The organism is Geminocystis sp. CENA526, from assembly GCF_050753365.1.
Classification (GTDB): Bacteria; Cyanobacteriota; Cyanobacteriia; order Cyanobacteriales; family Cyanobacteriaceae; genus Geminocystis.
The window spans coordinates 63,804-78,302 of sequence record NZ_JBLZFY010000008.1; the positions used below are offsets into that span (position 1 = coordinate 63,804).

A 14,499-nucleotide genomic window follows, 5' to 3' on the forward strand; every position below is an offset into this window, starting at 1 on the left:
AGGTAAATTAGGGGTGAATTGAACCATCAGCCATAGTTGTACCTGTTAAATTAACACCGTTTAAAGCACTATTGCGTAAATTCACCCCTTTTAAATCTGCACCTATTAAGATTACTTCTATCATATTGCATCGGTGTAAACAACTTTCTTCTAAATTGACTTTTTGTAAAAGAGCGTGACTGAAAATACAGTTTTTTAAAATCGCTTTTTCTAGGTTAGTTTCTCGTAAATTTGCACCCCAAAAGATAATGCGATTTTTAGTAGGTAATTTTAGGTTTAATTCTGATAATTTGACTTGATTAATATTGGTATTTCTGAGAATCGCACCTGTAAAATTTGCACCTCGTAAGTTGGCTTTTTCTAAATTTGCTCCTTGTAAAATTGCCTCGCTTAAATCAGCGTTTCTGAGTTGACTGGCGGTTAAATCTGCTCTCTTAAAATTGGCTTCTGTTAAGTCACATCCTTGCAGATTTGCTTCTGATAAATCGGCTCTGGTAAAGTCTGCCCCTGTTAAATTTACTCCACTTAAATTTGCCCCTGATAAGTCGGCTTTAGTGAAATTTGCTCCAGCAAAATTTGCCCCTGTTAAATTACAGTTTGTTAAATTAGCATAACTAAAATCTGCGTTGGCTAAAGATGCTTTATTCAAATTACTATAACTTAAATTTACTCTGCTTAGATTCCCACCGTTTAGATTTGCCCAGTTTAAATCTGCATAGCTTAAATCTGCATAGCTTAAGTCTGTGCCAATTAGTTTAGCACTGATGATACGACTATGGGTTAAGTTCGATCGAGCTAAATTTGCCCCACTAAAATCACTGCCACTTAAATTTGTCCAATTCAAATCCGCTCTACTCAAATTAATTTGGGTTAAATTAGCTTGAATTAAATCTTCTTTACATAGATCAATTTGACTAAAATCTCGTTGTCCTTGATCATATAATCGGAGCATTTCATCGACGTTCATAAAATTAGCATAGGAAGAAGATAAGAAAGAAAATTACCCAAATATTTTTACAAATTTTCAGTTAATAAAATATCTAATTTTTTAGTTCGATCGAGTTGGTATAAATCATCACAACCTCCGATAGAAATATTATTGATAAATATTTGAGGTAAGGTTTTTTTACCTTTAGTTCGATCGATCATTAATTTTCTTGCCTGTGAATCTCCATCTATTTTATACTCTTGAAAATGGCATCCTTTTAACCATAAAAGCCATTTTGCTTTAATACAATAAGGACAGGTTTGCCATGTATAAATTTCTACTTTAGCCTTAATATTAGAAGATTTATTCCCGAATATTCTGTTAATTAGTTGGAACATAATTTTAAAAATTGACTAAATCAACATACAACTAAAATTTAATTATTAATTCCTAATTGCTTTTTTATTCCTAGTTTAAATTTATCATATTTAGGTGTAAGAAATTCGGTAATTTGTTCCCTTTGATTAATTAAATAAATACTGACTAAAGTTAAACATACCCCTAGCATCTGTAAAGTAGAAAGGGTTTCCCCTAAAATTAAATTACCAAAGGTTAAGGCAAATATAGGAGTTAAAAAAGTTAAGGCACTTAAACTGGTAAGATTTCCTTTGGATGCCAGAAAAAAGAATAATCCATAGGCGATGGCACTACCGAAAATGGTAGCATAACTTAAAGATAACCAAGCTGATAAATCCAGATTTACCCATTGAGAAGTTTCACTAAAAAAACTCAACACAAATAAGACTAATCCTCCTAAAATCAAATGCCATCCTGTGGCTATAACTGCATCTACATGACGAGAAACATAGGGAATCATAATTGTACCCACCGCCATTGATAAGGAAGCCAATAACATTAACCATTCACCATTGTTAAACAGGTTTTGCCAGTTTAAATCGATAGCACTAAAATTTCCTTGCCAACCATTGATAATCCATTCATCGGGTAAACCAATGAAACTAATGCCGATAATGCCTATAGCTAAACCTAACCATCCCCAAAACCCGATAATTTCTTTAAATAACCAACGAGACATAATGGCTACCGCTAGGGGTTGAGAATCAATCATCACCGAGCCTAATCCTGCTGTAGTTCTTTGTAAACCTTCGCCGATGAATCCTTGAAACATACAACCATCCACTAAGGCAAAAAGACTAATCCATGCCCAACCCTGCCAAGTTTTTGGCTGAGATTTTCCGAGTACGATCGCAACTAATAATACTAAAAATCCCGCAGGAAAAATACGAACTCCTGCCATAAATAAAGGGGTAGTTTGATGGATAACACCTTTCATAGCCACCATTGCTGTACCCCAAAGAAAAAAGGGTGTAACAAGTATTAAGGGGGTGAAAAAAGATGAATTGTTGTTAAGTTTGAACTGCATTAAAAATTAGGAATCAAAACAAATAGTAAAAGTCATTATATGTGCTAATTTATCTTAGTTCTAACTTTTTTATCGATGTCTTACAAGTATTCACGATTCACTACCCTCACCAAAAGACTTTTTCAGCAACTCCTAATTAGATGCGTCTTAGCTTACATGAGTTTTAAGTAAGTAAGCAGAATTAATTGTGAATTTTATTTATCTCAACGCTATGATAACAAGTGGTTTAAACCCCTTGCCTCTATACAATTAATTTTGTACGAGAACTTAGTTATTCATTTCGGAACTTTTCTCACTATGATTAGGTCAGTTTTTGATATTATTTCCATGATATATTATTTGTCTCGTCAGATTATTTTATGTTAGAACTATTACCCCTTTTTTTTCCCGTTCATCCTCCCCTGATTTATACTCAAAATACCCCTGCTCAAAATAGTGAAATTGTTTCCGATAATCAGTTAGTGCGCCCTTTACCCGGAGCGTTAAATAAAATACCAGTATTTAATAGTAATAGCCCAGAATTAGTGTTAGGGGAAGGTATCTTGCTTTCGACTTTTCCTTCTGATAATAAAATTGACGAGACAGCACATTTAAACTTCCCTTTTGAGGGTAGATTCGATGTTTTTGCCCATCATGTTTCTAAACCCCCCACTGAAGATGATAAAAGAACTTTATTTATCGGTATTATTGCTCATAATCCCACTTCTGAGCCTGTTTCGATCGACATCTTACAGGGAGCTAGTTATTTGAGTCAACCCGATGCGCCTTTTATTACCTTACCCTCGAAAGTAGAAGGAAGTAATATTTTTGCAGGACCGGGTAGTAGAGTTATGGGAGATATATTACAAGGTAAACGTCAAGATATTTTTCCACCTAATATCACTATTCCCCCCGGAGAAAGCACTATGTTATTAAATGTGCCTATTCCCATACATTCTCTGACTCCACCCCTTAACGGTCGATCGACATATATGAGATTATATAGCAGTGGGAAAGTCTATATTGCTAGTTTAGCCATGTATCAAGACAACGAAGACAACCCCCCCTCTCTTTCTCAATGGGAAAACTTATTAACCAACGCCTCCTTATCTACTCCTAGAGACAGAGTGCCAACTCCTCCCGAAGCCACGGGGCAAAGAATCTATGGTAGAGTAGCAGGAGTATCCGAAGGCAATATGTGGAAAATCGACTTAACCGATTCCCCCAGCAGTCAATTATTAACCATTCCCAACTCTGGTGAAGCCTTTTCCTACGGTTTAAGCACCCTTGTGGGAGGCACATTAGGCACAAATCAAGTACAAACCGCTCCCCTTCTGGTAAGATACCCCGACACCGCTTACAGTGCGCACGGTAACTATGGTGTACAATATAGTTTAACCTTACCTCTTATTAACCCCACTAACGAAACGAAAACTGTTAGTATTGCCCTTTCTACTCCTGTTAAACAGGATGCCCCCGGAGTTAACTTTTTGAATCCTTTACCCACTCAAACATTTTTTCGAGGTTTAGTACAAGTACAATATAGAGATGACAATAATCTGCCTCGTTTACAATACTTTCATTTAGTGCAAAAAAGAGGAGAAAAGGGAGAAAATTTAGTTACTGTCACCATGCCTCCTGAAAGTCAAAGGTTAGTGTCTGTAGATTTTCTTTATCCTCCTGATGCGACACCTCCTCAGATTCTTACTGTTTCAACACAATAAGTAGGGGGTGCTGAAAAAGTATTTTGATGAAGAGAGGGAAGAGCGGATTTGGAAAAAGGGAAAAGGGAATAAGTAATAAAAATCAAGGTTTTGGGACTTTATATGAACATATAAATACAAGGATGTTTTAAATAAAATTTAGTAAAAAATGCTCAGTTTTTGAGTAAAAATTGCTAAAACTGCACACTTTTTTAGTAATGTAGTTTGTCTAAACCCTTGATTTTAATAGACTTCTGATTTATTCAGCAAACCCTAAGTAAGTGAGAAGTTTAACAAAATAGGGCTAAAGCCCTTACTACAAACAAAAATTAAACCTGCTATCTAATACCTGATACCTGCTTCAATCGAATATTCTTACATCAAACTGAGGTAAAAAATACGTTACTGACGATCGTGATCCGGTAATACACGATGAGGAATTCCATGGGCAATCAAATCGATAGGACATTGGTAGGTATCCTGTATCATTTGTGCTGTAATTAGTTTATCCTGATGGTAGTGTAAAGTACGATTGAGACAGGCAATGGTTTTCACATGGGTAGAAATTGCCCCTAAGTCGTGGGATATTAATAATATTGTTATATATTCATTGAGTTCTTTTAATAATTCATAAATACTTTTTTGTATTTTGGAGTCAACATTGGCTGTAGGCTCGTCTAATAATAGTATCTGGGGTTGACTGGCTAAAGCACGGGCAATATATACCCTTTGTCTTTCTCCTCCTGATAATTCACCGATCGATCTTCCCCGTAATTTTATCATGCCCACTTGTTCTAAGCAATGAGTCACGATTTTTTCATCATGAGAGTTATAGCGATGAAATAGGCGTTTTTTCGATAGTCGTCCCATTCTCACTACATCTTCTACTAAAATGGGAAAGGCTCGATCGAACTCTAAAACTTGAGGCACATAACCGATATATTTACGCCCTTGAGAAACAGGATAATTTAGGATTGAAATTTCTCCAGAAGTAGGAGTAATTAACCCTAATAAAGTTTTTAATAAGGTCGTTTTTCCTGCTCCATTAGGTCCTATAATACCGATAAAATCTAATTCATTTATTTGTAGATTTATGTTGTCTAAAACATTGGTTTTTCCGTAACCAACATAAACATTTGATAACTTAATTATTGGATTCATTTTTCATCGATTGGGCTAATTTATCGGCAACTTCTAAGAGATTTTCTGACCAGTTTTCGGCTAAATCATCTAATAACACAACGTCTCCTCCTATCTCTCTAGCAAAAGTATCCACTGTTTTTGTGGTAAATTGTGGCTGGGCAAAAACTACTCTAATATTATCTTTTTTAGCTTGGGTAATTAACTTTGCTAAATCCCCTGATGTTACCTCCTGCCCTTCCAGTTCGATCGAGATTTGTTGTAAATTATAATCTTTGGCAAAATAAGCCCAAGCAGGGTGATAAATCATAAATTTTCTTTGACTAATACCCTCAAATTTTTCCCTAATTTGTTTATCTAAATCATCGATTTCTGTCAAAAATTGTTCTAAATTTTGTCGATAAATACTCTCATTTTCTGGATTTAATTTCACTAACTCACGATAAATATTTTCAGCTTGAATTTTCACTAATTGAGGAGATAACCATGTATGAGGATCAAGGCTTTCTCCTTCTTTTCGATCGTGACTATGACCATGATGATGATGATCATGTCCGATCATGGGTATTTTGTCAATACCTGCACCAGAATTAATAATGGGAATTTGAGGATTTGCGGACTTGATTTTTTCTAACCATGCTTCTTCAAAGGGTACTCCAATACTAATATAAGCCGAAGATTGACTCAAATTAACTAATTGTTGCGGTAAAGGCTCATAGGTTTCAGCCGCCATACCCGGTTCTACCATAACATTAACGTTGACTAATTCTCCGCCAATTTTTTCGACAAAGTATTTTTGCGGTAAAATACTTACTGTTAAATTCAATTTATTTTCTTGAGGATTTAATGCTGAATTATCAATTTCTGAACTGATAGTTGGAGGTGTTTCTTCCCTATTTTCGCCATTACATCCTACTATATTAAACAGCGTTAAAACTAATAAAAAATTTAATATTTTAGATTTAAAAATAATCATAAACAGTCTCGAATATCAACTTTTATAATTATAGCTAATTCCTCATACAAAATGTATGTTTAACTGTTCAGATAATCAGTTAAAATTGGATATATCTAAGTTTACTCGTAAAGATAGGCAAGAGGCAAAAGGCAAAAGTTAATTTTTAAAAATTAATCAAACTTGAAATAAATGCTTATGGTTTAGATATTGATAATATTTAATAAAAAAAAGTTAAATTCAAAATTGATATAAAATTGTATTTTAGTTAGTCGCTTTAGCAGACTTTCGCTATTAGCTTTGTCAATTTATTGCAAAGCGGTTTATTGTAAAATGGTTGATGAAAAGGGATTTATTGCAAATGGTTGATGAAAAGGGATTTATTGCAAATGGTTGATGAAAAGCGTTTTATTGCAAAATGGTTGATGAAAAGCGGTTTATTGTAAAATAGTTTATTGTAAAATGATCTATGAAAAATGGTTTATGAAACGCATTTTATGAGTCGAAATTATTATCTCACAAAGTCTCACAAAGCAATAAATTTCTTTGCTAATAACATAACTCTACTAAAGTGAGTTCATTTTTTACTTATTGAATAGACTCTATTTATAATAAAAAATTACTATTAAAATAAATTATAATTACCAACACATAAAACCTATTGATATATAAAAATAATGGAAAATCAAGAGATTATTTTAAATCAAACTCAAACTAGAAAAGATGATCATATTCGCATTTGTTTAGATGATAAAGTGCAGTTTAATCAAGTCAAAAATGGTTTAGAAAAATATAATTTTACTCACTGTTGTTTACCTGAATTAGACTACCATGAAATTGATATTTCTCTTAATTTTCTAGGGAAAAAATTATCCTCTCCTTTGTTGATTTCTTCCATGACGGGAGGCACAGAAAATGCACAAGTTATCAATCAGCGTTTAGCCATGGTTGCCCAAAAATATGGTCTTGCTATGGGTATTGGTTCGGGGCGTGTTATCATCGAAAAACCAGAGATTGCTAAAACTTTTCAGGTTCGATCGATCTGTCCTGATATACTATTATTAGCTAATATTGGAGCGGTACAGTTAAATTATGGCTATACATGGCGAGAATGCACAAAATTAGTAGAAATATTGGAAGCTGACGCTTTGATTCTTCATCTTAACCCGTTACAGGAGTGTATTCAACCCGAAGGAGATACTAATTTTAAAGGTTTATTAGACAAAATTGAGATTCTGTGTGAGAAAATGTCTGTACCGATTATCGTTAAGGAAGTGGGTAACGGTATTTCGGCGATGATGGCACAAAAATTGATGAGTAAAGGAGTCCAAGCCATTGACGTAGCGGGTGCTGGTGGTACATCATGGGCAATGGTAGAAAGCGAAAGAAGCGACAATTATCTGAAACGAGAATTGGGTAAAACCTTTGCTAATTGGGGTATTCCTACAGCAGATTGTGTAGCGGATATTGCTCAACAATACCCTGATATTCCCTTAATTGCCTCTGGCGGTATCCGCAATGGTTTAGAGGTGGCAAAATTGTTGGCTTTAGGTGCTGATATGGTAGGTTTAGCTTATCCTTTTCTCAAAAGTTCGATCGAATCTATTGAAACCTCAGAGAATTTGGTTGAGTTACTCAATGCCGAAATCAAAACCGTGTTATTTTGTACAGGAAGTAAAGATATAAAGAGTTTACAAAGCCAAAAAGTATTGAGGGATTGACTAGATTAAAAATATAGAAAATCTCGATGTTTACCAAACTTTAGGCTGGAAATCTTCTGGAATATCAAGATTAAATACATCATCATTAATACGGGCAACATACAAGCCTTCTTGTAAAATTTTTTGACGCACATAAGCCGATAAATCTACCGCCGCTAAGATGCCATAAACTTGTTTGTTTTGATGCTCAGGAAAAAAGTGACGAAAACGTTGTAAAATAGTTTTTAATTGGTCAATAGAATCCTCTCTAGCGTGGCTTTTCACTTCTACCACATAAACGGCATTGACTGCATCATTAGCATAGGCTAAAACATCGATTTCAATATGTTCTCCTTGTTTTGTAACACGCACACTAGGACTTATTACTTCCATAGCAAACTTTTCTCGGAGAATTTTTTCCATGGAAGGTAAAGCTAAACCCTCGGTAAAACTGCCAAATTTCCCTGCTAAACCTCCAATTTGTTTGCCTAATTCTTTAATTTTTTTGTCGGTTTCTTTCATTTGCCTGTCAGTCTCTTTCATTTGCCTGTCAGTTTCTTTCATTTGCCTGTCAGTTTCTTTCATTCGTCTGTCAGTCTCTTTCATTCGTCTGTCAGTCTCTTTCATTCGTCTGTCAGTCTCTTGAAATTTTCGATCGGTTTCCTTCTGAGATTCGATTAATTCTCCCAACAATTTCCAAACTTCATCGGCGGTAGTTGCCATAATTTTACCCCTCTCAATAATTTTCTTATTATTTTATTTTATCTCAAATATCTATAAAATAATTTTTTAGCCATGAGGTATCATATTTTCTATTAGTTTTTAATTCCCAAAGATGGATACCTTTTTTGGGTAAATTTTGCAATAAATTTTTAAATTCTTCCCAATGATTGATTAGTTTATAATCCACATTATAGGTTGTAGTTAAATTCATAAAATTTATATTTTGAGGAGTAGCAAAATATTTTTCAAATAAGGGTTGATATTCAGAAATTGGCAACATTTCAAAAATTCCTCCGCCGTTATTATTGACTAAAATAATGATTAAACTTCCTTGAAAATATTGATTAATTAAAAAGCCATTAGTATCGTGTAAAAGAGCTAAATCTCCTGTTAATAAGATAGTAGGTTGGCTTTTATAAGCGATACCTAAAGCGGTGGATAATGTGCCGTCAATGCCGTTTGTGCCTCGACTAAAATAAACTTCTCTAGCTAAATTATTTTTTTGCCAAAAAAATTCTGCATATCTAACGGACATACTATTAGCGATAAAAATGGGAGTATTTTCAGGAAGATATTGAGATAAAAGATAGGATATTTTTGCCTCAAATATTTCCTCTTTTTTATCCATAATTTTCTCAAGTTTAATCTTAATTTTTTCTTCGATCGAACTCCATTGATTACTATAATTAGAGATAAAATTATTGTCTAATGATGGTAAATATTGTCTGAGATTTTCTGGATTAATACGAAGATGAATAGAGTTACTATGTAAAGCATCTAAATTATCATCATGGGGAGTAATAATATAGGTTTTAATCTTATGTTTATTTAACCATTCTCGTAAGGTTTTACTGGTAGGATATTCACCAAATAAAATTACTATTTCTGGGATTAATTTCACGGCATTTTCGGGATTTCTTAAAATAGCATCATAGTTAATAATAAGTTGATTATTTCCTTCATAATAATTGCGAATGGGAGATAAAGCCTCCCCTAAAATGGGAAAGTTTAAGACATTAGATAAAAGTTCGATCGAACGAGTATATAATAAAGGATTATCAGGAGAGTCCACACCAGCGATAATAATACCTTTTTTATATTTTTTCCAGTGATTAACATAACTATTAAAATCAAAATTATAAGCAAGAAAGCTATGATTATTAATAGGAAAATTAGCGAATAATTGTTGATAGATAAACTCTTGATTTTCTAAACTAATATCTAAAGTAGAAATCGGTGCTAAAGGTTCTCGAAATGGTATATTAATATGAACTACTCCCCTTGAGGTTAAAAAAGATTTTTCCCAACTATAGATAATATTTTGTCTCAGGTAAAAAAGTCGATCGAGTTCCATCGAGGGTAAAGATAATTGAGTTTGCCAATTAGGATAATTTCCGTATAAATTAACTTGATTGATAGTTTGTCCTGCATGACAATTTTGTAATTCTGGAGGTCGATCGGCAGTTAAAATAATTAAAGGGATATGACTATATTTAGCCTCAATAATAGCAGGATAAAAATTTGCCCCAGCAGTACCAGAAGTGCAGACTAACACAGTAGGAAAATTATTTTTTTTAGCTAATCCTAACGCAAAAAAAGACGCTGATCTTTCGTCTAAAATTGGTATAGTATTAATAGCATTATGTTGAGCAAAGGCAAGGGTTAAAGGAGTCGATCGAGAACCGGGGCTAATGACGGCATTTTTAAAGCCTAATTGAGCAAAAGTTTCTACTATTACTGAACTCCAAATTGTGTTAATATTACTAAAATTTAAAGACATTTTATAATAAAAATTATGATACTATAAGTAAATAAATTAAATAAAAAATAAGATGAAAGCTATTATAAAAGATAACATTCTTTATATCAACAAAGAAGACTTACCACAATATCAAAAAGGAAAATCTGTCGTGAGAAATAACTATTTTTGGGCATTAAAATCCATTAGCGATTATGCGCCCATGAATGGAGATTGGGAATTTAGTACAGAAGTTTGGATAGCTTTAAATAGAATGTTATTATTTTTCACCAATTCGGGTTATTTAGGTTATCGAGAAACCGTGTTAGAATTTAGCGATGATACCCTGATTCCCGATATTTTACGATCGAGTTCCACCAAATTATAGAATAAAATTGTCATGGCAACATTTTTGCGTCCTCTCAGTTATAAATATCAATGGTTGTATGATACGATAGCCAAATTAGCGGCGATACCCGTAGGGGGAGAAAAGAAATTTCGACAACTGGCATTGCAAAATCTCCCTATTAATTCCAATACAAAAATACTGGATTTATGTTGTGGTGCAGGACAAACTACGAAATTTTTAGTTAACTATTCCCAAGCAGTGACAGGGTTAGATATATCCACCGTATCCCTAGAAAAAGCGAGAAAAAATGTACCTCAAGCGCAATTTGTGGAAGGATTCGCTCAAAAAATGCCTTTTGGTGATGATTATTTTGATATAGTTCATAGTAGCGTAGCTTTACACGAGATGACGACATCAGAGTTAGAAGAAATTTTTAAAGAAGCCTATCGAGTCTTAAAACCAGAAGGGATTTTTACATTCATCGACTTACATCAACCGCAAAATGTTTTATTCATACCCGGATTAACCCTATTTATGTTGTTATTTGAGACAGAAACCGCATGGCAATTATTAAAAACAGACTTAGAAAATAAGTTAAAAAATGTTGGTTTTACTATCATTAATAATCAACTTTATGCGGGGGGAAGTTTGCAAGTTATTCAAGCAAAAAAATAAAAGTTGGTTTTTTCTCTCGCAAAGATGCAAAAAAATATTATTGTCATGGCGAGGGGGTTATTTATCTCACAATTAGATGAATTTTTGATTTTCCCCCGAAGCCATCTGGTGATTGCTTCGTTACCTCGCAATGACAGAAAATGAAGATTAAAATAAACTTAATTGCCTTTCTCTTTTTAATTTATGAAGGAAAAGGGAATAGTTTTGGAGTTATTATTTATTGAAAAATTAAGAATGCTATGTCAACAAAAAAAATTGTGAAAATTATCAAGATTATTATTCATAATCTATAAACCTAAAGACTGCTCGATCGAATCTAGTAAAACATCCGTTAAAATTTGGATACGATAACGACAACATTGAGTTTCAGAAGAAGCAAAAGTGCCATTTTCCCAATACTTATTACTACCAGCCCCACCGCCACAAATTCCGAAATAATTACAATCTTTTTCGCATAGTTTTAAACCTTGATTAATGTCTCTATAAATACTCTGAAATTTGTCATTTTCCCCCATAGATTCGAGACTATTTTCTAACACATTTCCGAAGATAAAATCACCATATTCTTTAGTTTTTACCGATAATAATTCAGGATCAAAAGTCGAAAAATTGCCCTGATAATCAAAGTTAATAATGGAAAAAGGTTTATTCATATCGGTATTTTTTAACCTATTACCACTGTAAATTAAGCTAATTAAAACCTCAAATTCTCTCACAATAAAAGGTAATTTACTATTAGTAACTAACTCCCAAAATCTCTCAATAAATTTACGATATTTAACTTCTATTTCCTTGCCATTAAGAGAAGAAATCGTGTTAACTCCTTCCATTTCTTCAATATTAAAAGCTATATCAAAAATCTCGTTTTCTGCGAAAAAATTAAACATTTCATCGGGATAATCTAAAGATTCTTTAGTAATAACAGAAATGGTGTTATAAGAGATATTATTTTTCTTTAAATAATCGATTCCCCGCATGGTTAAATCATGGGAATTACCGCCTTTACGGTTTTTTCTGTGGGCATCGTGTAAAAAAGCTGGTCCATCTATACTAACCCCAATATGCACAGGATTTTCTGCCCAAAAATCACACCATCCTTGATTGATTAAAGTACCATTTGTTTGATAGGAATGATAAAAACAATGTTCAGTTTTATTATATTTTTCGTTAGCTTCATTTATTAATTGAAATGCTGATTTATAGAATGATATGGGCATGGTTAAAGGCTCTCCAGCGTGCCAACATATCATAAAATTATCTTGGAAAAATGGGCTTGTAAAGATACTTTTAAAAATCGGTTCTATTAAATCTAATGATAGTTTATTTTGCAGATGTCGATCGGGCAAATAGCAATAATCACAGTCTAAATTGCAGAAAGAATTAGGTTGAATAATGACTAAGGAAATAGGACCAAATTTGGTAGTATCTAGTAAGTTGGATTTTTTCATTGTCAAGGTAAAATTCCATTTTGTTAGTTCAATTCATTGAAGAAAAACTGTTAACTTTTCATCGTCACTTGTTTGTATTTGTTTTAATGGCAATTTTCAAAAAATTTCAAATCAATGAACCATAATCCTTATTATATTATAAAGGTAGGGCGACACACATTCCAAAATCGGAAGCGTAGTTTGCTAAATTATACAAGCATCATATAAAATAATCAGTAAAAAATTCCTCACAGAAAAGAATAGGTAACAAAATAATAATAGAATATAAGTTGTTTATTTCATCAGGAGTATTAATAATGTCTGGATTAGTAGCCTATGTAGGTTTTATCGGTGCTTTTTCTGTAGTTGCCATCACTTTATATTATGGCTTACGCGCCATTAAATTTATTTAAAGAAATTAATTGTTAATGATTAGTCAGGAAAAAAGTCAAACCTTATGGGATGGCTTCGGGGATTAAGGAATTTTTCACTAATTTGGAGATAAATTTCCCCTCGCCATGACAATCATAATTTTTTTATCTGTCATTGCGAGGTAACGAAGCAATCTCCCCGTCATTCCAAACAATATTGTCATCTTAAACAAATTCATTCAAAGGAAGAAAGATTTATTTATGAAAGAAACCATTAGAGAATTTTTGCAACCTATAGCTGACATCTTCTCTGGATTTAACACACCTGAAATAGTTGTTCATTGGGGACATCCTTTTTTCATGGGAATTGTTATCTTTGCGATGGGTAGCGCTGTTGCCATTACGGGTTGGCGTAGTAGGATTTCTGAAGATAAAGAAATCAAACAAACCAATAAAGGAGATCATCGTAAAATTGCGCCGTTTTTGTTTTTATTCATTACCCTAGGATATAGTGGCGGTGTTTTATCCCTGATTATGCAAGGGCAACCTATTTTTGAAAGTCCCCATTTTTGGACGGGTAGTATTGTTATTGGGTTATTAGGCTTAAATGGCTTAATCTCCGCTACGGGTTTTATCGGAAATAAAGAAAGTTTACGCACAACTCACGCCTATCTTGGTAGTCTTGCCTTAGTTATTATGGTTATCCATGCAATTCTTGGCTTAAAACTCGGACTTTCCTTTTAAAAATTAATGAGTAATGAAAGTAGCTATTATTACACCCTATTATAAAACTCCCAGAGAATGGATGGAAAAATGCTATCGTAGCGTTTTATTACAAACCCATCCATGTACTCATATTTTTGTTGCAGATGGTTATCCTGAAGATTATGTTCGCAAATGGAATATACAACACATTGTCTTAGAAAAAGGACACGCAGACTTTGGTGATACACCCCGTGCTATTGGTTCATTATCTGCTATTGCACAAAATTTTGATGCGATCGCATACCTAGATAGTGACAATTGGTATCATCCTCAACATATAGAATCTTTGATAAAACTACACAAGGAAACAAAAGCCTCTGTTTGTTGCTCGAATCGTTTATTTACTCGCCTTGATGGTAGTCCATTGGGAGAATGTCCTTTTACTCATCCTGAGAATTTTATCGATACCAGTTGTTATTTTCTCACAAAATCAGCTTTTCGAGTAGCTCCTTTATGGTCTTTTATCCCAAAAGATTATCACCCTATCGGCGATCGAATGATGTTACTTTATATTAAAGATCATAAATTGTCAAGGGCTTTCAGTAATCAAGTTACAGTGGCTTATCGTACGAAACACCCCGGAGATTATCAGGTATTTGGTG

General features: G+C 33.4%; 15 protein-coding genes. 7 read left to right on the forward strand and 8 right to left on the reverse strand.

What is annotated here, in order from left to right:
- Window positions 1-7: 7 nt before the first annotated feature.
- Genes ACN4EE_RS04280 through ACN4EE_RS04290 form a run of 3 tightly spaced genes read right to left on the reverse strand, consistent with a single transcriptional unit; the run spans window position 8 to window position 2,372 of the window.
- Entirely contained in the window at window positions 8-967 is a 960-nt protein-coding gene (locus tag ACN4EE_RS04280; RefSeq protein ID WP_431705161.1) for a pentapeptide repeat-containing protein, read from the reverse strand.
- Between the two features lie 47 nt (window positions 968-1,014).
- Entirely contained in the window at window positions 1,015-1,326 is a 312-nt protein-coding gene (gene grxC, locus ACN4EE_RS04285; protein WP_431705162.1) for a glutaredoxin 3, read from the reverse strand.
- Between the two features lie 38 nt (window positions 1,327-1,364).
- Window positions 1,365-2,372, reverse strand: a complete 1,008-nt coding sequence (locus tag ACN4EE_RS04290; RefSeq protein WP_431705163.1) for a DMT family transporter — start codon at window positions 2,370-2,372, stop codon at window positions 1,365-1,367.
- Window positions 2,373-2,731: 359 nt separating this feature from the next.
- On the opposite strand from ACN4EE_RS04290, the gene ACN4EE_RS04295 reads away from it, so the two are divergent.
- Window positions 2,732-4,075, forward strand: coding sequence for a DUF3370 domain-containing protein (locus ACN4EE_RS04295; protein ID WP_431705164.1), 1,344 nt, complete (start codon window positions 2,732-2,734; stop codon window positions 4,073-4,075).
- Window positions 4,076-4,456: 381 nt separating this feature from the next.
- Here ACN4EE_RS04295 and ACN4EE_RS04300 read toward each other — a convergent pair whose 3' ends face one another.
- Complete coding sequence (locus ACN4EE_RS04300) at window positions 4,457-5,215, reverse strand: metal ABC transporter ATP-binding protein (protein ID WP_431705165.1); 759 nt, start codon at window positions 5,213-5,215, stop codon at window positions 4,457-4,459.
- Window positions 5,199-6,170 (reverse strand): metal ABC transporter solute-binding protein, Zn/Mn family, encoded by a 972-nt coding sequence (locus tag ACN4EE_RS04305; protein ID WP_431705166.1) that lies wholly within the window; start codon window positions 6,168-6,170, stop codon window positions 5,199-5,201. The genes ACN4EE_RS04300 and ACN4EE_RS04305 overlap by 17 nt, the downstream gene beginning before the upstream one ends.
- Before the next feature lie 656 nt (window positions 6,171-6,826).
- On the opposite strand from ACN4EE_RS04305, the gene fni reads away from it, so the two are divergent.
- Complete coding sequence (gene fni / locus ACN4EE_RS04310) at window positions 6,827-7,870, forward strand: type 2 isopentenyl-diphosphate Delta-isomerase (protein ID WP_431705167.1); 1,044 nt, start codon at window positions 6,827-6,829, stop codon at window positions 7,868-7,870.
- 30 nt (window positions 7,871-7,900) lie between these two features.
- Here fni and ACN4EE_RS04315 read toward each other — a convergent pair whose 3' ends face one another.
- Together ACN4EE_RS04315 and menD are read right to left on the reverse strand one after the other, a co-directional pair.
- The gene (locus ACN4EE_RS04315) at window positions 7,901-8,572 is read right to left on the reverse strand and encodes a DUF3782 domain-containing protein (protein ID WP_431705168.1); all 672 of its coding nucleotides are present in this window, start codon (window positions 8,570-8,572) and stop codon (window positions 7,901-7,903) included.
- Between the two features lie 43 nt (window positions 8,573-8,615).
- Window positions 8,616-10,352 carry a 2-succinyl-5-enolpyruvyl-6-hydroxy-3-cyclohexene-1-carboxylic-acid synthase gene (menD, locus tag ACN4EE_RS04320; RefSeq protein WP_431705169.1) on the reverse strand — a complete coding sequence of 579 codons (1,737 nt, stop codon included), beginning with the start codon at window positions 10,350-10,352 and terminating at the stop codon, window positions 8,616-8,618.
- Window positions 10,353-10,404: 52 nt separating this feature from the next.
- Between menD and ACN4EE_RS04325 the strand changes: the two genes are divergently transcribed.
- Both ACN4EE_RS04325 and ACN4EE_RS04330 read left to right on the forward strand, forming a co-directional pair.
- On the forward strand, window positions 10,405-10,698 hold the full coding sequence (locus ACN4EE_RS04325) for a hypothetical protein (RefSeq protein WP_431705170.1): 294 nt from the start codon (window positions 10,405-10,407) through the stop codon (window positions 10,696-10,698).
- Between the two features lie 12 nt (window positions 10,699-10,710).
- A complete protein-coding gene (locus ACN4EE_RS04330; protein ID WP_431705171.1) occupies window positions 10,711-11,334 on the forward strand; it encodes a class I SAM-dependent methyltransferase in 624 nt (207 codons plus the stop codon).
- Between the two features lie 287 nt (window positions 11,335-11,621).
- On the opposite strand, the gene grrM is transcribed toward ACN4EE_RS04330, so the two are convergent.
- Window positions 11,622-12,782, reverse strand: a complete 1,161-nt coding sequence (gene grrM / locus ACN4EE_RS04335) for a cyclophane-forming radical SAM/SPASM peptide maturase GrrM/OscB (protein WP_431705172.1) — start codon at window positions 12,780-12,782, stop codon at window positions 11,622-11,624.
- A 296-nt stretch (window positions 12,783-13,078) separates the two neighbouring features.
- Between grrM and petL the strand changes: the two genes are divergently transcribed.
- The 3 genes from petL to ACN4EE_RS04350 all read left to right on the forward strand — a co-directional run.
- Entirely contained in the window at window positions 13,079-13,174 is a 96-nt protein-coding gene (petL, locus tag ACN4EE_RS04340; protein ID WP_431705173.1) for a cytochrome b6-f complex subunit PetL, read from the forward strand.
- Window positions 13,175-13,393: 219 nt separating this feature from the next.
- Window positions 13,394-13,876 (forward strand): DUF4079 domain-containing protein, encoded by a 483-nt coding sequence (locus ACN4EE_RS04345; protein ID WP_431705174.1) that lies wholly within the window; start codon window positions 13,394-13,396, stop codon window positions 13,874-13,876.
- A 13-nt stretch (window positions 13,877-13,889) separates the two neighbouring features.
- Window positions 13,890-14,499: glycosyltransferase family 2 protein (locus tag ACN4EE_RS04350; protein ID WP_431705175.1), on the forward strand; the 610-nt coding region annotated here is incomplete at its 3' end.

Coding starts and splice junctions, on each gene's coding strand:
- ACN4EE_RS04280 (WP_431705161.1), bottom strand. CDS start 967: ATGAACGTCGATGAAATGCTCCGATTATATGATCAAGGACAACGAGAT.
- grxC (WP_431705162.1), bottom strand. CDS start 1,326: ATGTTCCAACTAATTAACAGAATATTCGGGAATAAATCTTCTAATATT.
- ACN4EE_RS04290 (WP_431705163.1), bottom strand. CDS start 2,372: ATGCAGTTCAAACTTAACAACAATTCATCTTTTTTCACCCCCTTAATA.
- ACN4EE_RS04295 (WP_431705164.1), top strand. CDS start 2,732: ATGTTAGAACTATTACCCCTTTTTTTTCCCGTTCATCCTCCCCTGATT.
- ACN4EE_RS04300 (WP_431705165.1), bottom strand. CDS start 5,215: ATGAATCCAATAATTAAGTTATCAAATGTTTATGTTGGTTACGGAAAA.
- ACN4EE_RS04305 (WP_431705166.1), bottom strand. CDS start 6,170: ATGATTATTTTTAAATCTAAAATATTAAATTTTTTATTAGTTTTAACG.
- fni (WP_431705167.1), top strand. CDS start 6,827: ATGGAAAATCAAGAGATTATTTTAAATCAAACTCAAACTAGAAAAGAT.
- ACN4EE_RS04315 (WP_431705168.1), bottom strand. CDS start 8,572: ATGGCAACTACCGCCGATGAAGTTTGGAAATTGTTGGGAGAATTAATC.
- menD (WP_431705169.1), bottom strand. CDS start 10,352: ATGTCTTTAAATTTTAGTAATATTAACACAATTTGGAGTTCAGTAATA.
- ACN4EE_RS04325 (WP_431705170.1), top strand. CDS start 10,405: ATGAAAGCTATTATAAAAGATAACATTCTTTATATCAACAAAGAAGAC.
- ACN4EE_RS04330 (WP_431705171.1), top strand. CDS start 10,711: ATGGCAACATTTTTGCGTCCTCTCAGTTATAAATATCAATGGTTGTAT.
- grrM (WP_431705172.1), bottom strand. CDS start 12,782: ATGAAAAAATCCAACTTACTAGATACTACCAAATTTGGTCCTATTTCC.
- petL (WP_431705173.1), top strand. CDS start 13,079: ATGTCTGGATTAGTAGCCTATGTAGGTTTTATCGGTGCTTTTTCTGTA.
- ACN4EE_RS04345 (WP_431705174.1), top strand. CDS start 13,394: ATGAAAGAAACCATTAGAGAATTTTTGCAACCTATAGCTGACATCTTC.